This window comes from Rhabdonatronobacter sediminivivens (genome assembly GCF_013415485.1).
Classification (GTDB): domain Bacteria; phylum Pseudomonadota; class Alphaproteobacteria; order Rhodobacterales; family Rhodobacteraceae; genus Rhabdonatronobacter; species Rhabdonatronobacter sediminivivens.
Window position 1 is genome coordinate 53,664 of record NZ_JACBXS010000020.1, and the last position, 20,567, is coordinate 74,230.

Below are 20,567 nucleotides of genomic sequence, written 5' to 3' on the forward strand. Positions count from 1 at the left end.
CCCAGGGTCCCCGCCGCAATCCGAATTGGCCGAAGCACTTCCGCAGATTGTCTGGACCACGGGACCGGATGGCGCGGTTGATTGGGTCAGCCACGAATTCAGGCGCTACACCGGCATCACGGATGCCGGTTTCGCGGACGGGGATCTGTTGCCCGGCCTGCATCCGGAAGACCGCGCCCCGACGCGTGAGAACTGGAGCAAGGCCCTTTCAGGCGGGCATTCCTGCCGGACAGAGTTCCGGCTGTGGTGCGCTGCCGAGGCGCGATGGCGCCTGCATCGTGTCCATGTCCGGCCATATTCGGATGAAGCCGGGCTGTTAACGCGATGGTACGGCATCGCGACCGATATCCATGATCTGCGCGAAGCCGAAGACGCGCGCGAAACCGAATTGCGCCTGCTGATCGTGGAGCGGCGCGTGCTGGAACAGATCGCGGCGGGTGAACCGCTGTCACGTATCCTGCAAGATATCTGCACCGCCATGCCCGATGTTCTGGGCGGTGCCCGCGCCAATGTGGCCCTGGTGTCCGGCGATGAGCGTTGTCTGGATACCTTCATCGGCGATGCAGCACTTGAAGCATGGTCACGGGCCGTGGGGCAGATCCCGATAGCTGAGGGGCAAGGTTCCTGCGGCACGGGGGGCGCGCGCCGCGAGGCGGTCTACTCCGCCGATATTGCGCGCGATCCCCTTTGGCAGCCGTATCGTGAACTTGCTGCGGCGCATGGGCTTGCTGCCTGCTGGTCGCAGCCCGTTCTTGACGGGACCGGGCACCCGATTGCCATCTTCTGCTGTTATCATTCGGAACCGAAGGCGCCTTCGAAGGCGCAGATGGCCATTCTGCAAAGGATGGCAGACGCCGTGCACACCGCGATTTCGCAGGTTGCAAGCCGCGATCAACTGCAGGCAAGCGAGCGTCGCTATCGCAGCCTGTTCGACTTCCTGCCCATCGCGATCTGGGAGCAGGACATTTCCGGCGTCCTGAAAAGCCTGGACGCGCTGAAGGCGACAGGGGTGACGGATTTCGAAGCGTGGCTTGACCGCAACCCGGCCTTTGCCAGCGAAGCGATGGCGGCAATCAGGGTGCTTGACGGCAATCGCGCGGCCCGTCAGCTCCATGGCGCGATGAGCGATGATCCAAGGTCCATATCGCAGGCGCTCGTTTCACTTGCGAACGAACCGAAGTTTCGCATGGCGCTGCGTGCAATGCTGGTCGCCGCCTGGGAGGGGCAGACCCAGCTTGAAACCACCTATACGGCATCCCGCTCCGATGGGACGACAGCAGACATCCTGGCGCGGCTTCTGCTTCCTGAACCGGGCAGCGGCAGGCTCCTGTTGACCGAAGACGATATCACCGAGCAGCGCCGCGTCGAAGAGCGCTTCCGCCATGTTGCCCAAAGATCGAGTGATTTCATCTTTGACCGTGATCTGGTGACGGATCTGACCTGGGTCAATGATGCGGCGACCTGGTTGCCCGATTTCACTCCGGGTGAGAAACTGCTGCCGCGCAGCGCCTGGGTTGAAAGCGTGCACCCCGAAGACGAAGAGCGGATCCTGACACAGATCGAAGCCGCGATCCAGGGCGGGCAGGATTTCTGGGAGGGCGAGTATCGGCTGCGCAAGCGCGACGGCGATTTCATCCCGGTCCGGGAGCGGGCGAGTATCCTGCACGATGACGCCGGCGTCCCGGTGCGCATGATCGGAAACATCATCGATCTTTCCGAGCAAAAGGCGCTGGAGGCGCAGTTGCGACAGTCGCAGCGGCTCGATGCGGTCGGTCAGTTGACCGGCGGTATCGCGCATGATTTCAACAATCTGCTTACGGTGATCCTGGGCAATGCCGAAACCCTGGCCGGAAAGCTCCCCGCCGACCGGCCAAGCGCGGCCATGGCCCGCCAGATTGTCAGCGCCGCAGAACAAGCCGCCGAATTGACGCAGCGACTGCTCGCCTTTGCGCGCAAGCAACCGCTTTCACCGGGGGCCTATGATGTCAATGAACTTATCGAAGGCATGCAAATGCTGATCGAGCGATCCATGACGCCTGCAATCGCCCTCGATCTGCGTCTGGCTGAAGACCCGGGCGCCGTGCATGTTGACCGGGCCCTGTTCGAAAGTGCGCTTCTGAACCTGTGCGTGAATGCGCGCGATGCCATGCCCATGGGGGGCTTGCTCCGGATCGAAACAAGCCTGGTTTCCCTGGCCGTGGGCGCTGCGCTGGATGCCCCCGAGCCCGGCGAATATGTCCGCATTTCGGTTTCGGACACGGGCGAGGGCATGGATAACGAAACCCTTGCCCGGGTGTTCGAGCCGTTTTTCACCACCAAGCCCGTCGGGGAAGGCAGCGGATTGGGCCTGAGCATGGTCCACGGGTTCGTGTACCAGTCTGGTGGACATATTGATGTTCACAGCGAGCTTGGTGCGGGCACCACGGTTGAACTGATGCTGCCGCGGCAGGCCCGGCAAGAAGGCGGCCGCGAAAGCCCGCAAGGTGACACCACGCCGCGCAAGGCGAAGAAGCGCATGCGCGTTCTGGTGGTCGAGGATGAGGATCAGGTGCGCGAGTATATCTGCATGCTCCTCAAGTCGCTGGAATACAAGGTTGAGGCCGAAGCCCGCGCGACATCGGCACTGGCCCGGCTGCGCGCTGACGAGCCATTCGATCTGCTGATCTCGGACGTTGTCATGCCTGGCGGCATTGACGGACGACAGCTTGCCGAAACGATCCTCGAAGAACGACCGGAACTGCCCATCCTGCTGGTCTCCGGCCATTCTGAGGAGATCGCCACAAGCGGCGGCAAGCTCGATCCGCGCATAAGTTTCCTGCGAAAACCCTTTCGCAGAAGCACCCTGCAGGAACTGCTGCAGGAGTTGCTTCGGGGGTGAAATCCGCTTGCCGTTTGCGATCGACGGTAAAGCGTCTCGCAGCGGCGGAACGCGGTCCTGCGGCCTGGCCGTGTGCCGCATGCGCCAGGGCTGTTACCCGCGTGGCGGTGGCTGTTCCGCTTGCTCGGGGTCGTGCGTGGCCTGAAGGCCCTCTTCGGTGACAATTGCATCCATGCGGATGTCGTGCGGCTGCGGGTGGATCGTGGCAAGCGCGGCCGTCTGCAGACCAACGCCGATGACGAAGGGGCGCGGCGACAGTTGGGCAAGCGTGCGGTCAAAGTAGCCGCCCCCATAGCCAAGCCGAAAACCGAACCGATCCCAACCCACAAGCGGGGCAAGCGTGACATCCGGTGTCACCAACTCGGCCTCTGGCGGGGGGACGGGAATGTTCCAGTGGCCGCGGACCATGCGGGTCTCGGGTGTCCAGCGGCGGAAGATGAGCGGCGCATGTGTCACGTCAACCAGCGGCAATGCGATCCGTAGGCCCTCCTGGTGCAGATCGGCCATCAAGAGGCGCAGATCCGGCTCACCCTTGATCGGCCAGAAGGCCGAGAGCAGTCGCCCCCGCATGTCGCCGAAACGCGCCGCGAGGAAACCGCGCAGGTGACCGGCCAGCGCGGCCCCGGCCTTCTTGCGCGTGGCCGTGTTCAGCGCCTGGCGCTCGGCGCGCAGGCGCATCCGCTCGGCCCGGCGCCAGCGCGCCACGTCGCATGCCTGCTTGGGGGTGGCGCCCGGCGGGGCAAGATGACCGGGCGCGGCTTCGTGCACCCTGCAGGGGGGTGATGCGTAATGGCCCCTGGGCCGGTCATTGCCCGCCATGCGATACCTTGCCTTGCCTGGTGCCCGGAAACTGTGATCGCGCCAGCAGGGCTGGCCCGTCAGCCGCCATCCGCCGCAGGCGGCCACCGTCAGCGCGGGATTCCCCGAGAGGCCCCCGGCCGTGTCGGTGGCATCGCAGCGCGGCTGCGGGGGCCCGGTCCGATTGATTGTCGGTCATCACGGACTCCGTTTTCTGGTCCTGCTGTTTCCGGGCAGGTTCCCGACTTGCATTTTCCTAGGCGCCAAAATAGGAATTGTAAATACCCATTCTCCTTCGGGGATCGCCTGCAATGCGTCTTACCTCCTTTACCGACTACGGCCTGCGCATGCTCATGCGCATGGCAAGCGCGCCCGACCGCGCGTTTTCCACCGCCGAGTTGGCGGATGAATTCGGCGTTTCGCGCAACCATCTGGCCAAGATCATGCAGCGCCTGTCCCGCGCCGGGCTGATCGAGACGCGCCGCGGCGGTGGCGGCGGTGCCGTGTTGGCGCAACCGGCGCAGGACATCCGGCTTGGCGCGGTCATTCGCCTGCTGGAAGAAGACCAGGCGCTGGTCGAGTGTTTCGCGGCAAATGGCGGTGCATGTTCGATTGATGGGCGGTGCCGGCTCAAGGCCCGCCTCGCTGCGGCCGAGAGGGCCTTCCTCGCCGATCTTGACCGCTCCACGCTCAAGGATATCGCGCTCGAACCAAAGGTGTCAGCGTGAACACGGGGCCATCCGCACGCCCATGAGTGCCGCGCTTGAATGCGGCACGCGCAAGGCAGGCGGAATGGCACCGCACGTCCGAAAGCCACGGCCCGGGCGGGACGGTCAGGGCCGCGCCATCAGGATGTCCTGCCGCCGCGTCATCTGCAACTTATTGACCCGCAGCGGGCAGACCTGATCCGCTTTCATTGGCAAACATGTCTGGCCCGTCGATCAGCGTGTCGGGTTGTGCCAGAGCGTTCAGTTTTGCACGATCCGTGATGATCACGCGCGCGCCGTCCATTTTCACGCCGCTCTCTTCCAGCGTTCTGAGTGTTCGGGACAGGTTCTCGGCGGTCATCCCCAGATAGGAGGCCAGCAATCGTTTCTCGACCGGGAGGGCATAGGATGGAACGCCTCCCGCCAGCAGCGACTGCCGCAAGAGGTAGGACGCCACCCTTTCGCGCGAATTGCGCAGCTTCAGTGTCTTGGCGTTGCGCACTACGGACCGGTAGCACGAGGCCAGCTCGTTGATCACGGCAACCGAAAACTCGGGGTCGCGCCGGAACATGGCGCGCAAGTCAGAGGACGGTATGAGAATGATGCGCGCCCGCTCCAGCGTACGGGCAGACATCAGATAGGGCGCATCCCGGATGCATGCCGCCAGGATGAAGGTCGAAACCGGGCGCACCACCGCCATGGTGCCTTCGCGCCCGCCCCACCGCGCAAACAGTTCGACCGACCCTTCAACCACCACATGCAGGAAATCCGCCGGGTCCCCCTGGCGGATCATCTCCAGCCCCTGGGGGAAGTTCTGGGCATAGGAACTTGCCATCAGGGCCTCGAAATTGGCCTGCGTCATGTCCCTGAACAGATGCAGATGGCGAATCTCCGGAAGCTCCTCGGGACGCATGATGCCACCTCTATCAGGTTTGATATTTGTCAATTGTGGGATGCATATATGTCACTTGCATCCAGGGCAACGATCTATTGTGGACCGCACATAATGCTAGGCAAAATTCGTGCAGGTTTCAATCCGGGTGCGATTCTGATGGTGGTTTTTCCATTTTTGATCTGGATCAAGTCTTCTCAAGATACGCTGTGAGCGTCTGCTATCGAACGGGTGCCCCAGAGCATCCGGACCGCAAGGAGACGCCCATGCATGTGATGCTCGCCTATGACAATTCCCGCAATGCAAGGATCGCACTGGATGCGGTGCGTGACCTGCTTTCCGCACTGCAGCCAACGATAACACTGATCTCTGTGGTCGAGGATGTGGGAAGTTCCACAGCAGGCGCTGACGCGCTGTTCACCGCACAATATTCGGAACAGAAAGCGGGTACGGAAGCTGCGGCGGCCGAACTTGCAGACGCGGGTTTCGGTGCCACTGTCCTGATCGCGGAAGGGGATGCGCGCAAGATGATCCTGCGCGCCGTGGAAGAGCGCAAGCCAGACCTGCTGGTGATGGCGCGTCACAGTCACAAGCCTGATCCTGGCCCGCTGAATTTCATCACCAAGCGCATCGACGCATTGGTCGAGGAGTTCGATCACATGACCTTCGGCTCCACCAGCGCGTTTCTGGCGCGGCGGGCGCCCTGTCCGCTGCTGATCATTCCCACGCACGCCGAGTGATCCCCGAAAGCCCGACGCGCGACCCTACACCAAGTTTCGAGGTCTGACATGCAAGTCAGTGATCTGTTCCGCTTCAAGAATGCGGAAATCAAGGCGCTCCACCTGACATGGATTGCCTTTTTCATGAGTTTCTACGTCTGGTTCAACATGGCCCCGCTGGCAAGCTCGATGCTGGCCTCGGTGGACTGGCTGACCCGTGACGATATCCGCCTGTTTGCCATCGCCAACGTGGCGCTCACCATTCCTGCCCGTATCATTGTCGGCATGGCGCTGGACCGCTATGGGCCGCGCCGGGTCTTCTCGGTGCTGATGATCCTGATGGCGATCCCGACCTGGGTCTTCGCCTTCGGCGATTCGCGCGAAGTGCTGTTCATGTCGCGCCTGGTGCTGTCGTCCATCGGGGCGAGCTTCGTGGTCACCATCCACATGATCGCGCTGTGGTTCCCGCCGCGCTCGATCGGTTTTGCCGAAGGCTTCGGCGCGGGCTGGGGGAATTTCGGCTCGGCCGCCGCTGCGATCACGCTGCCCACCATCGCGCTGCATATGTATGGCGGCGAAGATGGCTGGCGCTGGGCGATGGCGACTTCGGGTCTGGTGATCGCTGCTTACGGCGTGTTCTACTGGTTTGCCATCACGGATGGCCCCACGGCGGACACGCACAAGAAGCCGCGCAAGGCCTCGGCGCTGGAAGTGTCGAGCTGGCGCGATCTGGTGCTCCTGTGCATCTTCACGGTGCCGCTGGTGGGTATCCTGTCGATCCTGGTCTATCGCGTGCAGTTGATGGGCTATATCGACGCCATGACGGCAGCCATCTGCTATGGTGCCATCGTCGTGGTCGTGACCTGGCAGGTCTGGCAGGCAATCCGGGTCAATGTGCCGATCCTGAAAAAGGGTGTGCCGGAAGACGACAAATACCCGTTTTCTTCGGTTGCGGCGCTGAACATCACCTATTTCGCCAATTTCGGCGCGGAACTGGCGGTGGTGTCGATGCTGCCGATGTTCTTCCAGGAAACCTGGGGTCTGACGGCAGTGGCAGCCGGTATGATTGCCGCAAGCTTTGCCTTCGTGAACCTCTTTGCGCGGCCCATGGGCGGGCTGGTGTCCGACCGCTTCGGCAACCGCCGCTTCGTGATGATGGCTTATATGTTCGGTATCGGCGTCGGCTTCGTGATGATGGGCCTGCTGGACAGCAGCTGGCCGCTGATCATCGCCATCGCGATCACCATCATGTGCTCCTTCTTCGTGCAGGGGGCAGAGGGTGCAACCTTCGGCATCATCCCCTCGATCAAGCGGCGTGTGACCGGGCAGATCTCGGGCATGGCGGGGGCCTACGGCAATGTCGGCGCGGTCTTCTACCTGTTTATCTTCATGTTCGTCGATGCCTCGACCTTCTTCTTCATCATCGCGGTGGGGGCCTTCATCAGCTGGGTCGTCTGCTTGATCTGGCTGAAGGAACCCGAAGGCGGCTTTGGCGACGAATATGTGATCTCTTCCGTGGACCGCGAGATTGCCCGCGAAGCCGCCGAGAAGAAGGCGCTCGATGCAGAGGTCGCTGCGATCTTCGCAGAGTCCGAAATGGTCGAAGTGACCCCGCGCGGCACCGGCGGACTTCAACTGAGGGCAAGGTTCGCCACCGTCGATGATCTGCGCGCCGCGCTGGAGCGGCTGGAGCGCGGCAAGACCCGACCCGCTGAATAACCCAACAGCGTCTGGCCCGGCGTCGGCCGGTTCAGCCAGGACAAGGCCCTGCAAGAGACTGACCCTGATCAGTCGCACCGGCCCAAAGAAGGACAAGAGAAAATGGCCAAGGACATGGAGAAATGGGACGTCGAGGATCAGACGTTCTGGAACCAGACGGGAAAGGGGGTGGCGAACCGCAACCTCTGGATCTCGATCCCCAACCTGCTGTGCGGCTTTGCCGTCTGGCTGATGTGGGGTATCATCACGGTTCAGATGCTCAACGCGGGCTTTCCGTTTACGCAGGCTGAGCTGTTCACGCTGACCGCGATTGCCGGCCTGACCGGCGCGACCTTGCGTATTCCCGCATCTTTCATGATCCGCATCGCAGGCGGGCGTAACACGGTGTTCCTGACCTCGGCGCTGTTGATTCCGCCCGCGCTCTTGACCGGTCTGTTCCTGCAGGACCCCGAAACGCCCTTGTGGAAGTTCCAGTTGGCCGCGCTGCTGTCCGGCATCGGAGGGGGCAACTTCGCCGCCTCGATGAGCAATATCAGTGGCTTTTTTCCCAGACGCCAGCAGGGTCTGGCGCTGGGGCTGAATGCGGGTCTGGGCAATTTCGGCGTCACCACCATGCAGATCCTGATCCCGACGGTTATGACCATCGCCATCTTCGGCGCCATCGCCGGTGATCCCATCGCGCTGATCCGTGACAGTGGCACGCTGATCGGCCGGATCGAGGCCGGAACGCCCACCTATATCCAGAACGCAGGCTTCATCTGGGCGGCGATCCTGATCCCGCTGGTGACGCTGGCCTGGTTCGGCATGAACAACCTCAAGCCGCTCTCGCCTGACATGACCGGCACGATGAGTTCCTTCGGCAAGGTTCTGGGCCTCTATGGCATCGGTTTCGTGACCTCGGTGATCGGGCTCTATCTGTATCTGCCTGCGCCGACGGGACTGGGCCTGCTTAACCCATTTGTCGCCGTGGTACTGATCTGTGTCGCAACGCTGATCGCCTTGCGCATGATCCCCGGACGTGTCGGGTCCAGCATGGGCGCCCAGTTCGCCATCTTCAAGGACAAGCACACCTGGTCGATGACGATCCTCTATATCCTGACCTTCGGCTCCTTCATCGGCTTTTCGATGGCGCTGCCGCTGTCGATCACGGTGATCTTCGGCTTCACCAACGTCGAGGTTGACGGCGTGATGGAGCGTGTCGCCAACCCCAATGCGCCCAGCGCGCTGACCTATGCCTGGATCGGCCCCTTCATCGGCGCGCTGATCCGTCCGCCCGGTGGCTGGTTGTCGGACAAGTTCGGCGGCTCCATCGTGACACAATGGGTCGCGGCCGTGATGGTCATCGCTTCGGGTGCGGCAGGCTATGTCATGATGCTGGCCTACCAGTCGCAAACGCCGGAACAGTATTTCTTCATCTTCCTGGTGCTGTTCCTGATCATCTTCGCGGCCACCGGCATCGGCAACGGGTCCACCTTCCGCACCATCGGGGTGATCTACAACCGCGAACAGGCAGGCCCGGTGCTGGGCTGGACCTCGGCGGTGGGTGCCTATGGTTCTTTCGTGGCACCAATCGTCATCGGCGAGCAGGTGCGCGGCGGAACACCGGAATATGCGATGTATGGCTTCGCCGTGTTCTACGCGCTCTGCCTGATCCTGAACTGGTGGTTCTACCTGCGCCCGGGCGCCTACATCAAAAACCCCTGAATTTCGCCGGGCGCGCGGCATCCTTCGCGCGCCTGTCCCTCCAAACCCAAGAACGGAGACAGCCATGAGCCATCTTCTTGACAGGCTGAACTTTCTGAAGAGCGTGCGCAAGGACACGTTCTCGGATGGGCACGGCCAGACCACGACCGAAAACCGCGACTGGGAAGACACCTATCGCAAACGCTGGCAGCACGACAAGGTTGTGCGCTCGACCCATGGGGTGAACTGCACCGGGTCCTGCTCGTGGAAGATCTACGTGAAATCGGGGATCGTGACCTGGGAAACCCAGCAGACCGACTACCCGCGCACGCGCCCTGATCTTCCCAACCATGAACCGCGCGGCTGCGCGCGCGGGGCAAGCTATAGCTGGTATCTCTATTCCGCCAACCGCGTGAAAACGCCGCTGGTGCGCGGTGCGCTGATGCGGCTGTGGCGTGAGAAGCGCAAGACCATGACGCCGATTCAGGCATGGGAGGCGATCCAGAACGACCCCGCAGCCCGCGCCAGCTACACCCGCAAACGCGGCACCGGCGGTTTCGTGCGCGCCACATGGGACGAAGTGACCGAGCTGACGGCGGCCGCCAATGCCTACACGGCGAAGGAATATGGCCCTGACCGCGTGTTCGGCTTCTCGCCGATCCCGGCCATGTCGATGGTCAGCTATGCTGCTGGTTCGCGCTACCTGTCGCTTCTGGGCGGTACCTGCATGTCCTTCTATGACTGGTATTGCGATCTGCCCCCCGCGTCCCCCATGACCTGGGGCGAACAGACCGACGTGCCGGAATCGGCGGATTGGTATAATGCAGGCTATCTGCTGCTCTGGGGTTCGAACGTGCCGCAGACGCGGACGCCGGATGCGCATTTCTACACCGAAGCGCGCTACCGTGGCACCAAATCCGCTGTGATCTGCCCCGACTATTCAGAGGCCGCGAAATTCGGTGATGTCTGGCTGAATGCCAAGCAGGGCACCGATGCGGCCCTCGGGATGGCTTTCGGGCATGTGATCCTGCGCGAGTTCCATCTGGATCGTCAGGTGCCGTATTTCGAGGAATACACTCGCAAATACAGCGACATGCCGATGCTGGTCCGTCTGGACAAGAAAGGCGACAGCTACATTCCGGGCCGCCAGTTGCGCGCCAGCGATCTGGATGGTGCGCTGGGCGAGGCCAACAACCCCGAATGGAAAACCATCTGCATTGATGAAACCTCGGGCCAACTGGTCGCGCCCAACGGCTCTATCGGCTTCCGCTGGGGTGAGCAGGGCATGTGGAACCTTGAGGAGAAGGCGCAAGGGGCCGAGATCAAGCCCAAGCTGTCGCTGATCCTTGATGAAGACCGCGATGATGTAGTGGGCGTTGATTTCCCCTATTTCGGCGGCATGGCCACGACCCAGTGGCACAAGGATGCGCGCGGTGACGTGCTGACGCGCAACGTGCCGGTCAAGAAAATCACGCTGGCCGATGGCTCGGAAGCGCTGGTCACGACGGTGTTCGATCTGTTCTGCGCCAACTACTCGTTGGATCGCGGGCTGGGCGGCGAACACGTCACCGATGACTACAACGCCGATGTGCCCTTCACCCCCGCCTGGGCCGAGAAGATCACAGGCGTCAGCCGCGACAAGATCATCCATGTGGCGCGGGAATTTGCGGCCAATGCCGAGAAGACCAATGGCAAATCCATGGTCATCATCGGCGCTGCGATGAACCACTGGTACCACATGGATATGAACTATCGCGCGGTCATCAACATGCTGGTGATGTGCGGCTGTGTGGGCCAGTCGGGCGGTGGCTGGGCGCATTATGTGGGGCAGGAAAAGCTGCGCCCGCAAACGGGCTGGACGGCGCTGGCCTTCGCGCTCGACTGGGCGCGCCCGCCGCGGCACATGAACTCGACCTCTGCCTGGTATGCTCATACCGACCAGTGGCGCTATGAGACGGTGACGGCAAAGGACATCCTGTCGCCGACAGCGCCCGAAGGCGATTGGGAAAGCCTGAGCCTGATCGACTACAATATCCGCTCTGAGCGGATGGGCTGGCTGCCCTCTGCGCCGCAGCTGAAGACCAACCCGCTGAAAGTGGGCGCGGCGGCGAAAGCGGCAGGGATGGAGATCCCGGCCTATGTCGCGCAGGAGCTGAAGTCGGGCCGTCTGGAAATGTCCTGCGAAGACCCGGATGCGCCGGAAAACTGGCCGCGCAACCTGTTCGTGTGGCGCTCGAACCTGCTGGGGTCATCGGGCAAGGGGCATGAGTATTTCCTCAAACACCTGCTGGGCACCGATCACGGGGTTCTGGGCAAGGATCTGGGCGAGGAAGGCCGCCAGAAGCCTGTCGAGGCCAAATGGCACAAGGACGCGCCAGAGGGCAAACTTGACCTGCTGGTGACCATCGACTTCCGCATGTCCACGACCGCGGTCTATGCCGATATCGTGCTGCCGACGGCCAGCTGGTATGAAAAGGACGATCTGAACACCTCGGACATGCACCCGTTCATCCACCCGCTGCAAGCGGCGGTCGATCCGGCCTACGAGTCCAAAACCGACTGGGAAATCTTCAAGGCGATTGCCAAGAAATTCTCGGAAGTCGCGCCGGAAATTCTGGGTGTGGAAACCGATGTGGTCCAACTGCCGATGCAGCATGACAGCCCCGGCGAGTTGGCGCAGCCTGTCGTCAAGGACTGGAAGAAAGGCGAATGCGATCTGATCCCCGGCAAGACGGCACCGGCCTATATTGCTGTGGAACGCGATTACCCGAACCTGCATGCGCGGTTCACAGCGCTTGGGCCGCTGATGGAAAAGGTCGGCAATGGTGGCAAGGGCATCGCCTGGGACACCAAGACCGAAGTCCACCATCTGAAAGCGCTGAACGGCACCCATACGGAAGGGCCGACCAAGGGCATGGCCAAGATCGACACGGCGATTGACGCTTGCGAGGTCGTGCTGATGCTCGCACCCGAAACCAATGGCGAGGTTGCGGGCAAGGCTTGGAAGGCATTGGAAAAGGCCACGGGTCAAAACCACGCCCATCTGGCCGAGGTCAAGGAAGACGAGAAGATCCGCTTCCGCGACATTGCCGCCCAGCCGCGCAAGATCATTTCCTCGCCGACATGGTCGGGCATTGAATCCGAGGAAGTCTGCTACAACGCGGGCTGGACCAATGTGCATGAGCTGATCCCATGGCGGACCCTCTCGGGGCGTCAGCAGCTTTATCAGGAACACGAATGGATGCTGGCCTTTGGCGAATTCTTCGTCACCTGGCGGCCCCCGGTCGATCTGAAAACCATCACGGTTGATGCGACCAAGGCGCTGAAATCGGCCGAAAAGCATGTGGTGCTGAACTTCATCACGCCGCACCAGAAATGGGGCATCCACTCGACCTATTCGGACAACCTGCTGATGCTCACGCTCAACCGTGGCGGGCCGGTCATCTGGATGTCCGAGAATGACGCGAAAACCGCCGGGATCGTCGATAATGACTGGGTGGAACTGTTCAATTCCAACGGAGTGATTGCCGCGCGTGCCGTGGTCAGCCAGCGGATGAAGGACGGAACGACCTTCATGTATCACGCTCAGGAAAAGATCGTGAACACGCCGGGCAGCCAGATCACGGGCAAGCGTGGCGGCATCCATAACTCGGTCACGCGGGCGATCCCGAAGCCCACGCATATGATCGGGGCCTATGCGCAATTCTCTTACGGGTTCAACTATTACGGAACCGTTGGGGCGAACCGCGACGAGATGGTGATCGTTCGCAAGATGGAAAATGTGGACTGGCTCGACAAGCCAGCAAAAGTGGAGGCAGCGGAATGAAAGTACGTGCCCAGATCGGTATGGTTCTGAACCTCGATAAATGCATCGGGTGCCATACCTGCTCCGTGACCTGCAAGAACGTCTGGACCTCGCGCGAGGGCGTTGAATATGCATGGTTCAACAATGTCGAAACCAAGCCCGGTATTGGCTACCCGAAGGATTGGGAAAACCAGAAGCGCTGGAATGGCGGCTGGAAGCGTGATCCTTCGGGCCAGCTTGTGCCCAAACAGGGCGGCAAATGGCGGATTCTGGCGAATATCTTTGCCAATCCCGATCTGCCGGAAATCGATGATTTCTACGAGCCGTTTGATTTCGACTATGACCACCTGAAATCGGCGCCTGAGATGGAGGCATTCCCGACGGCGCGCCCGCGTTCCAAGATCACGGGCGAGCGGATGGAGAAGATCGAATGGGGCCCCAACTGGGAAGAAATCCTCGGCGGGGAATTCGCCAAGCGCAGTGAGGATTACAATTTCGAGGGCATCCAGAAGGACATTTATGGCGAGTATGAAAATACCTTCATGATGTATCTGCCGCGCCTGTGCGAGCATTGCCTCAACCCGGCTTGCGTGGCGTCCTGCCCATCGGGCGCGATCTACAAGCGCGAAGATGACGGTGTTGTCCTGATCGATCAGGAAAAATGCCGTGGCTGGCGGATGTGCGTGTCGGGCTGCCCCTACAAGAAGATCTATTACAACTGGTCTTCGGGCAAATCCGAGAAATGCACGCTCTGCTATCCGCGTCTGGAAAGCGGCCAGCCGACTGTGTGTTCGGAAACCTGCGTGGGGCGTATCCGTTACTTGGGCGTCATGCTTTATGACGCCGACAAGATCAGCCAGGCGGCAGGGGTCGCAGATGAAAAGCAGCTTTATGATGCGCAGCTTGATGTCTTCCTTGACCCGAATGACCCGGCAGTGATCGAAGCCGCGCGGGCCGAGGGTATCCCAGAGGACTGGATCAAGGGCGCGCAGAATTCGCCGATCTGGAAGATGGCGATGGAATGGAAAATCGCCTTCCCGCTGCATCCGGAATACCGGACGCTGCCGATGGTGTGGTATATCCCGCCACTTTCGCCCATCCAGAATGCGGCTGAGGCGGGCAAGATCAGTGCGCAGGACGATATGCCGGATGTGAAATCCCTGCGTATTCCGGTGCGGTATCTGGCCAATATGCTGACGGCGGGCGATGAAGCCCCGGTGATCAGCGCGCTGGAACGGATGCTGGCGATGCGCTCTTACATGCGGTCGAAAACCGTGGATGGGGTGGTCAATCTGGGCGTGGCGAAACGCGTCGGCATGACACCGAACCAGATCGACGAAATGTATCAGCTGATGGCAATCGCCAATTATGAGGATCGTTTCGTCATTCCGACCACGCATCGCGAATTGGTCGAAGATGCTTATGACCTGAAAGGGGGCTGCGGCTTCACGGATGGCAATGGCTGTTCGACCGGCAGCAGCGGCAATTCGCTGTTTTCAGGCGGCAAGAAATTCCGCAGCCCGCAGGAGTTCATCCAGTCATGAAAACCTATCGTGCCTTGTCAGCGCTGCTGACCTATCCTTCGACGGACCTGCAAGCTGCGGTCCCTGCAATCTGGCAAATCCTCTCTGATGAGGGTTTGCTGAAGCCCGGCCAGCTGGCCAAGCTCGAACCGCTGCTGACCGATCTGGAAAAGGGCGACATCTATGATTTGCAGGAACGCTATGTCCTGCAATTCGACCGCGCGCGGACGCTCTCGCTCAACCTGTTCGAGCATATCCACGGCGAAAGCCGGGACCGGGGCGGCGCGATGGTGGACCTGCTCGAAACCTATCGCGCCGGCGGCTTCGATCTGGTGGGGCCGGAACTGCCGGACCATCTGCCGGTCCTGCTGGAATTCCTGTCCACACAGGCACCCGAACAGGCGCGCGAGATCCTGGCTGATGCGGGCCATATCCTCGTGGCCCTCGCGGAACGTCTGGCGCGGCGCGAAAGCATCTATGCGCCGGTTCTGGCCGCCTTGGTGAGCCTCGCGCAGGTGGACACCTCGCCCGAGGCCGAGGCGCTTCTGGCGGAAAAGGACGATGATCCAGAAGACCTGGAAGCGCTCGATGCGGTCTGGGAAGAGGCGATGGTCACCTTCGGCCCCGACCCCAATGAGGGATGCCCGATCAGCCGGGACATTCTGGCGAAAATGGACATGCCTGCCGCCCCGCGCACCTCGGCGCCGGGCCAGATGTAGGAGCACAAGACAATGTTTGGAAATTTCAGCCTAGACTACCTGATCTTCGGCATCATGCCCTACGCGGTGCTGGCCGTCGCCCTGATCGGAACCATCGCGCGCTATGAGCGTGACCCGTTCACCTGGAAATCATCGTCCAGCCAGTTCTTGAGGCGCAAACAACTGATGTGGGGCTCGGTGCTGTTCCATGTCGGTATCATCGTGCTGTTCTTCGGCCATCTGATCGGGCTCTTCACACCGATCTGGCTTCTGGACGCGCTTGGCATCAGCTACGGGCTGAAACAGTGGATGGCCGTGATCATCGGCGGTCTGGCCGGGGCGGCGGCCTTTGTCGGCTGCACCATGCTGCTGCACCGGCGGCTCTATGACCCGCGCATCCGCAACAATTCGACCTATGCCGATATCGGCATTCTGGCGATCCTCTGGGTGCAGATCGTGGTCGGCATGGGCACGATCGTGCTGACGCTGGGCCATATGGACGGCGCCAAGATGATCCAGTTCATGACCTGGTCGCAATCGGTCATGGGGCTGCAGATCAACGCCTGGCAGGAAGTGGTCGATGTGCATTGGCTCTACAAGTTCCACATCTTCCTTGGCATGGTGATTGTGGCGCTCTTCCCCTTCACCCGTCTGGTGCACATGCTGTCGATCCCTGTCCGCTTCCTGTGGCGGCCCGGCTATCAGATCGTGCGCTCGCGCGACGGGGCAAAGCCTGTGCGCACGGGGCTCAAGCCCTTTGCCCGTGACAAGCGTGCGCTGAAAGCTGCGGGCACGGCCCCGAAGCCCAAAGCGCCAACCCCTGCCGAATAAGGAATCCAGCCCATGAAACCGCTTCTGCCGCCTGTTTTTGTCAACGGCATTGAAATCTCGGCCGAACGCATTGCGGCCGAAGCCCAGAACCACCCGGCGCCGAAGGAAAAGCCGGGGCTGGCCTGGAAAGCCGCCGCGCGCGCCCTCGCCATCCGCGAGTTGATGCTGCAAGAGGCCCGCGCGCGTGGCCTGACCCCTGATCCGGCGGAAGTTGCGCCGGGTCAGGTTGAGACCGAAGACGAGGCGCTGATCCGCCAACTGAGTGAGGCGGCGATCACGCCCGCCGCGGCGGACGAGGCCGAGTTGCGCCGAATCTATGACGCGCATCCGGGCCGGTTCCGTGCGCCGTCGCTCTATGAGGCCGCGCATATCCTGCTGCCGCGTCAGGATGACATGGCCGCCCTGCGCGCCCATGCCGATACGGTGCTGGCCGAATTGCGCGCCAATCCGCGCCGCTTCGGTGAACTCGCGCGCACCCATTCGGCCTGTTCGTCCAAGGAGAATGGCGGGCTGCTTGGCCAGTTGGGGCAGGGCGATACTGTACCGGAATTCGAGGCCGCGCTGGAGACACTGGAAGAAGGCCGGATCAGCGATCCTGTCGAGACCCGTTTCGGGTTGCATCTGATCCGGCTGGACGCGCGCGCCCGTGGCGATGTGCTGCCATTCGAGTCGGTCTTGCCACGCCTGCGCGATGCCCATGCCAAGGCGGCCTGGGCGCGGGCTGCGGCACAGTTCACTGCCGAGCTAGTTGCGGCAGCCCGGATAGACGGCGTCGCGCTTCAGGCTGCCTGATCATGGAAAGGGGTCGGCCATGTCCGAAATCGAGCCAAAGCACACGCGCCACCCTGGCCGCCAGTCCGGCACGATCCGTGGCGCACGGGCGGCCCCGCCACAACTGAGCGCGCGCGAGTGCCCCATAGAGGCAATGTATGAAGAGCATTTCATCCAGCGCCAGCTATGTGCGGATATGGAACTTCTGGCTGCCACGACCCTCAGCCGACCGGAACTGGCGCGTCGACTTCTGGTCAACCTGTGCCGTGATCTGCCGAGACACCTTGAGGATGAGGAACATGGCCTGTTTCCGCGCCTGCGCGCCCGGGCCCTGCCAGAGGATGAGCTGGAAAAGACCCTCACCCGGCTTGCGCGCGAGCATGAGATCGCTGCAGCCGCCTATGCGCTTCTGGTCCCGGCGCTTGTCCGTATGGCTGATGGCAACCTGCCTGCACCGGAAGAATGTGATGCCTTGCGCCGCCTTGCCTCCTCTGAACGGCGGCACCTGATTGTGGAAAACGCCATTCTGCTGCCGCTTGCGCGCCTGCGGCTGAGCGATGCGGACAAGGTCGCCCTGATGGCCGAGATGTGCGCACGCCGCGCCCGTCCGCCACGCATGGACGCCGCCTGCGCCCGCGCGCTGGCGCGCATTGCCCCGACCCCTCTGGGAGAGCCTCAATGACCTTGCACCAACCCCTCCACCGCCCCGACCCGGCCGCTTGCGGTTGTGACAGTGCCCCTGATCTTGTGCCGGTCGATACAGCGCTCGCACGCGGGCTGGCGATGGTTTCGCGCGTGCCGGAGTATGAGGTTCTGCCCATTGCCGAGACCACGGGCCGCATTCTGGCCCATGATATTGCTGCGCCAGTGCCGCTGCCGCTCTTCGATAACGCGGCAATGGATGGCTACGCGCTGCGCCTGAGCGATCTTGACGGGCCGGGGCCATGGGATCTTCCGGTTTCTGGCCGGGTCTGCGCGGGGGACATGCCGGGGGAGTTGCCGAAGGGGTGTGCGCTGCGCATCCTGACGGGCGCGCCGCTGCCTGTGGGCGCTGATGCGGTTGTGGCACAGGAAGAGGTCTTGCGCACGGGGCAGGGGATAAGCCTTGGCAAGGCGCCCTCTTGCGGGCAACACATCCGCCGCCGTGGCGATGATCTGGTACGCGGTGCGCCCTTGCTGGCCGCTGGCCGCGTCATCGGCCCGCGGGAGGTCGCCGCGCTGGCCGGTTCGGGTCTGGGTGATCTGCCCGTTAACCGCCGCCTGCGGGTGGCCATACTGTGTTCGGGCAATGAACTCGTCCCGCCGGGTCAGGCCCTTGCGCCCGGCCAGATATGGGACGCAAACCGCGCCATGCTGGCGGCCGCGCTGGACCAGCCGTGGATCACACGGATTGGGCTGTCCGTCTGCAGGGACAATCCCGATGCCCTTCAGGCTGCGGTGAAACAGGCGGCAGGGCGGGCTGACATCGTGATCACGACAGGGGGCGTTTCCGTCGGCGACGAAGACCACATGACGCGCGTGATCACCGATCTTGGCGGCCGGATCGAGGTGATGAAACTCGCCATGAAGCCCGGCAAGCCGCTCTCTGTCGGGAAGCTGGGCGATGCCCTGTGGCTGGGTCTGCCCGGCAATCCGGTCGCGGCCTATGTGACATGGCATGTCATCGGGCAGGTTCTGGCCGGGCGCATGGCCGGGGTTGCGGACCCCGGCCCGCGCAAGAGCCTGGCTGCGCTGTCCGCCCCCATCCGGCACAAACCGGGGCGTTGCGAACTCCGGCCCGCGCGCATGCTGGGGTATGACGCGCGGGGCGTGCAGCAGGTTATCTGTCTGGAGCAGACCGGCTCGCACCGGATTGCGCAGCTTGCGCAGGCCGACGCGCTTGTCATGATCCCGGCAGAGCTGGGGCAGATGAGGGCGGGCGATCTGGTAGAGATCATGCCGTTGTGAGCGTATGGAGGACCTGCAGCCCGTCAGCGTCAGTTCCGCGGTTGCAAGCTCCATGCCATCACCACCCTGTCCGGACAGAGCCCTGGACAGGGTTGCAGGGTTCGCGAGGGCAGTTGTCCACCGTCGCTGCGCTGCCTCCCGTCCATGACGGCAAGGCCTGTGATTGGCGGAATGTGGTTTTCCCGTTCTGTCCGCGTCACTTTCAACGGCACATCAAGGTGATTGATAAATATCATCGAGGGAACGTGGAGCTTGCCCGGAAAAATGCGATGAGGAATTACGGTTCACCGAGAAGAGGCTTTCTGACTATTGATATAAATCAAGGATTAGGCGCGCGTCATGGCCTATCCAGAACCGGAAGACTTGCACAGGAGGCGACGGCGATGAACCTGGGATATATCAGCCTGCCCGGGCGGGGTGAAAGCGACCTGTTCCTGGCGCAGGTGGTGGCAGGCCTGCAAGGGCGCTTGCGCCTGTGTGGAACCGTGCAAACCAACACCGCCCGCGCGGGTCGGCGCAAATGTGACATGGACCTGAAGCTGCTGCCCTCGGGCGAGGTTCTGCGGATCAGCGAAGACCGCGGCGCATTGGCCCGTGGATGCACGCTTGATACCAGCGTTCTGGCGCAGGCTGTGGCCGTGACCGCAGCGGCGCTTTCCGGTGCTGACCTGCTGGTTGTCAACAAGTTCGGCAAGTCCGAGGCTGATGGCGGAGGCTTTGCGCCGGTGATCGGCGAGGCCATCTGTCTGGGCCTGCCGGTCCTGGTTGGCGTGAACGCCCTGAACCTGCCTGCGTTCCGGATGTTTGCAGATGGGCTGGCCGAAGAACTGACCCCTGATGTTGCAAATGTCACCAACTGGTGCCTGCGCACAGGGCTGCACCATGCTGCTTGAAGGCGCGCATGTCGCAATTCTGACAGTATCCGACCGGGCCGCGCGGGGCGAATACGCCGACCTTGGTGGCCCCGCCGCCGAGGAATGGCTGCGTGCCTCACTCTCTTCGCAGGTCAGAGTGACGCGCCAGATTGTCGCGGACGGGCGCGATTCGGTGGCAGGGGCCATGCGTGCCCTGGCGGATGGCGGCGCTGATCTGGTCCTGGTCACGGGCGGCACCGGCCCCGCGCCCCGTGATCAAACACCCGAAGCGCTGGCCGATGTTATTGATTTTGACCTGCCCGGCTTTGGCGAGGAAATGCGCCGCGCATCGCTGGCCGAGGTGCCGACGGCGATCCTGTCGCGCCAGGGCGCCGGGGTGCGGGGGAAGACGCTGTTCATCACGCTGCCCGGCAAGCCCGCCGCGATTGCAACCTGCCTGCAGGCAGTCTTTGCCGCTGTTCCCTATTGTCTGGACCTGATCGGGGCCGGGCGGATCGAGACGGATCCCGCGCGCTGCAAGGCGTTTCGGCCCGGGTCGGGTTAGGCTCAGGACCCATTGATTTTGATCTTGCTACGTGATTCACGTTCCCTAAGGAGACCGATCAATGAGCAATCTTTTTTGGCTGACGGACGCACACATGGAGCGTCTGAAACCCTTCTTCCCCAAGAGCCATGGCAGACCTCGCGTTGATGACAGGCGCGTTCTCAGCGGCATAATCTT

At 62.4% G+C, this 20,567-nt stretch carries 17 protein-coding genes; 15 read left to right on the plus strand and 2 right to left on the minus strand.

The features are described from left to right. Positions 1–25: 25 nt before the first annotated feature. Positions 26–2,878 (plus strand): PAS domain-containing protein, encoded by a 2,853-nt coding sequence (locus HUK65_RS10925; RefSeq protein WP_179906256.1) that lies wholly within the window; start codon positions 26–28, stop codon positions 2,876–2,878. A 93-nt stretch (positions 2,879–2,971) separates the two neighbouring features. Here the strand turns inward: HUK65_RS10925 and HUK65_RS10930 are convergent, their stop codons facing one another. Then, positions 2,972–3,583: a 5-formyltetrahydrofolate cyclo-ligase gene (locus HUK65_RS10930; RefSeq protein WP_327787112.1), complete on the minus strand. Its 612-nt coding sequence runs from the start codon at positions 3,581–3,583 to the stop codon at positions 2,972–2,974. A gap of 404 nt (positions 3,584–3,987) precedes the next feature. Between HUK65_RS10930 and HUK65_RS10935 the strand changes: the two genes are divergently transcribed. Then, on the plus strand, positions 3,988–4,404 hold the full coding sequence (locus HUK65_RS10935) for an Rrf2 family transcriptional regulator (RefSeq protein WP_179906260.1): 417 nt from the start codon (positions 3,988–3,990) through the stop codon (positions 4,402–4,404). A gap of 151 nt (positions 4,405–4,555) precedes the next feature. Here HUK65_RS10935 and HUK65_RS10940 read toward each other — a convergent pair whose 3' ends face one another. Then, the gene (locus HUK65_RS10940; protein WP_179906262.1) at positions 4,556–5,296 is read right to left on the minus strand and encodes a cyclic nucleotide-binding domain-containing protein; all 741 of its coding nucleotides are present in this window, start codon (positions 5,294–5,296) and stop codon (positions 4,556–4,558) included. Positions 5,297–5,541: 245 nt separating this feature from the next. Between HUK65_RS10940 and HUK65_RS10945 the strand changes: the two genes are divergently transcribed. From HUK65_RS10945 to HUK65_RS11005, 13 genes are all read left to right on the plus strand, one after another. Further along, complete coding sequence (locus HUK65_RS10945) at positions 5,542–6,015, plus strand: universal stress protein (protein ID WP_179906264.1); 474 nt, start codon at positions 5,542–5,544, stop codon at positions 6,013–6,015. A 48-nt stretch (positions 6,016–6,063) separates the two neighbouring features. Further along, on the plus strand, positions 6,064–7,713 hold the full coding sequence (locus HUK65_RS10950; RefSeq protein WP_179906266.1) for an MFS transporter: 1,650 nt from the start codon (positions 6,064–6,066) through the stop codon (positions 7,711–7,713). A gap of 114 nt (positions 7,714–7,827) precedes the next feature. Continuing rightward, positions 7,828–9,417 (plus strand): MFS transporter, encoded by a 1,590-nt coding sequence (locus HUK65_RS10955; RefSeq protein ID WP_235441967.1) that lies wholly within the window; start codon positions 7,828–7,830, stop codon positions 9,415–9,417. A gap of 64 nt (positions 9,418–9,481) precedes the next feature. Next, positions 9,482–13,222, plus strand: coding sequence for a nitrate reductase subunit alpha (locus HUK65_RS10960; RefSeq protein ID WP_179906270.1), 3,741 nt, complete (start codon positions 9,482–9,484; stop codon positions 13,220–13,222). Further along, positions 13,219–14,745 (plus strand): nitrate reductase subunit beta, encoded by a 1,527-nt coding sequence (gene narH, locus HUK65_RS10965; protein ID WP_179906272.1) that lies wholly within the window; start codon positions 13,219–13,221, stop codon positions 14,743–14,745. Before HUK65_RS10960 ends, narH begins: the two co-directional genes overlap by 4 nt. After that, complete coding sequence (gene narJ / locus HUK65_RS10970; protein ID WP_179906274.1) at positions 14,742–15,443, plus strand: nitrate reductase molybdenum cofactor assembly chaperone; 702 nt, start codon at positions 14,742–14,744, stop codon at positions 15,441–15,443. The genes narH and narJ overlap by 4 nt, the downstream gene beginning before the upstream one ends. A gap of 12 nt (positions 15,444–15,455) precedes the next feature. After that, positions 15,456–16,253, plus strand: a complete 798-nt coding sequence (gene narI / locus HUK65_RS10975) for a respiratory nitrate reductase subunit gamma (RefSeq protein ID WP_179906276.1) — start codon at positions 15,456–15,458, stop codon at positions 16,251–16,253. A gap of 12 nt (positions 16,254–16,265) precedes the next feature. Continuing rightward, positions 16,266–17,045 carry a peptidylprolyl isomerase gene (locus tag HUK65_RS10980; protein WP_179906278.1) on the plus strand — a complete coding sequence of 260 codons (780 nt, stop codon included), beginning with the start codon at positions 16,266–16,268 and terminating at the stop codon, positions 17,043–17,045. Positions 17,046–17,064: 19 nt separating this feature from the next. After that, positions 17,065–17,706: a hemerythrin domain-containing protein gene (locus tag HUK65_RS10985; RefSeq protein ID WP_179906280.1), complete on the plus strand. Its 642-nt coding sequence runs from the start codon at positions 17,065–17,067 to the stop codon at positions 17,704–17,706. A gap of 65 nt (positions 17,707–17,771) precedes the next feature. After that, positions 17,772–18,971, plus strand: a complete 1,200-nt coding sequence (locus tag HUK65_RS10990; RefSeq protein WP_179906282.1) for a molybdopterin molybdotransferase MoeA — start codon at positions 17,772–17,774, stop codon at positions 18,969–18,971. A 383-nt stretch (positions 18,972–19,354) separates the two neighbouring features. Beyond that, positions 19,355–19,864, plus strand: coding sequence for a DUF2478 domain-containing protein (locus HUK65_RS10995; protein ID WP_179906284.1), 510 nt, complete (start codon positions 19,355–19,357; stop codon positions 19,862–19,864). Continuing rightward, on the plus strand, positions 19,854–20,390 hold the full coding sequence (gene mog, locus HUK65_RS11000; protein WP_179906286.1) for a molybdopterin adenylyltransferase: 537 nt from the start codon (positions 19,854–19,856) through the stop codon (positions 20,388–20,390). Before HUK65_RS10995 ends, mog begins: the two co-directional genes overlap by 11 nt. Positions 20,391–20,451: 61 nt before the next feature. Continuing rightward, the coding region (locus HUK65_RS11005; protein ID WP_407692429.1) for a transposase at positions 20,452–20,567 on the plus strand (116 nt) is incomplete at its 3' end.

Excerpts from the sequence above, each read along its gene's own strand:
- HUK65_RS10935 (WP_179906260.1), top strand. The coding sequence starts at position 3,988 with ATGCGTCTTACCTCCTTTACCGACTACGGCCTGCGCATGCTCATGCGC.
- HUK65_RS10940 (WP_179906262.1), bottom strand. The coding sequence starts at position 5,296 with ATGCGTCCCGAGGAGCTTCCGGAGATTCGCCATCTGCATCTGTTCAGG.
- HUK65_RS10945 (WP_179906264.1), top strand. The coding sequence starts at position 5,542 with ATGCATGTGATGCTCGCCTATGACAATTCCCGCAATGCAAGGATCGCA.
- HUK65_RS10950 (WP_179906266.1), top strand. The coding sequence starts at position 6,064 with ATGCAAGTCAGTGATCTGTTCCGCTTCAAGAATGCGGAAATCAAGGCG.
- HUK65_RS10955 (WP_235441967.1), top strand. The coding sequence starts at position 7,828 with ATGGAGAAATGGGACGTCGAGGATCAGACGTTCTGGAACCAGACGGGA.
- HUK65_RS10960 (WP_179906270.1), top strand. The coding sequence starts at position 9,482 with ATGAGCCATCTTCTTGACAGGCTGAACTTTCTGAAGAGCGTGCGCAAG.
- narH (WP_179906272.1), top strand. The coding sequence starts at position 13,219 with ATGAAAGTACGTGCCCAGATCGGTATGGTTCTGAACCTCGATAAATGC.
- narJ (WP_179906274.1), top strand. The coding sequence starts at position 14,742 with ATGAAAACCTATCGTGCCTTGTCAGCGCTGCTGACCTATCCTTCGACG.
- narI (WP_179906276.1), top strand. The coding sequence starts at position 15,456 with ATGTTTGGAAATTTCAGCCTAGACTACCTGATCTTCGGCATCATGCCC.
- HUK65_RS10980 (WP_179906278.1), top strand. The coding sequence starts at position 16,266 with ATGAAACCGCTTCTGCCGCCTGTTTTTGTCAACGGCATTGAAATCTCG.
- HUK65_RS10985 (WP_179906280.1), top strand. The coding sequence starts at position 17,065 with ATGTCCGAAATCGAGCCAAAGCACACGCGCCACCCTGGCCGCCAGTCC.
- HUK65_RS10995 (WP_179906284.1), top strand. The coding sequence starts at position 19,355 with ATGAACCTGGGATATATCAGCCTGCCCGGGCGGGGTGAAAGCGACCTG.
- mog (WP_179906286.1), top strand. The coding sequence starts at position 19,854 with ATGCTGCTTGAAGGCGCGCATGTCGCAATTCTGACAGTATCCGACCGG.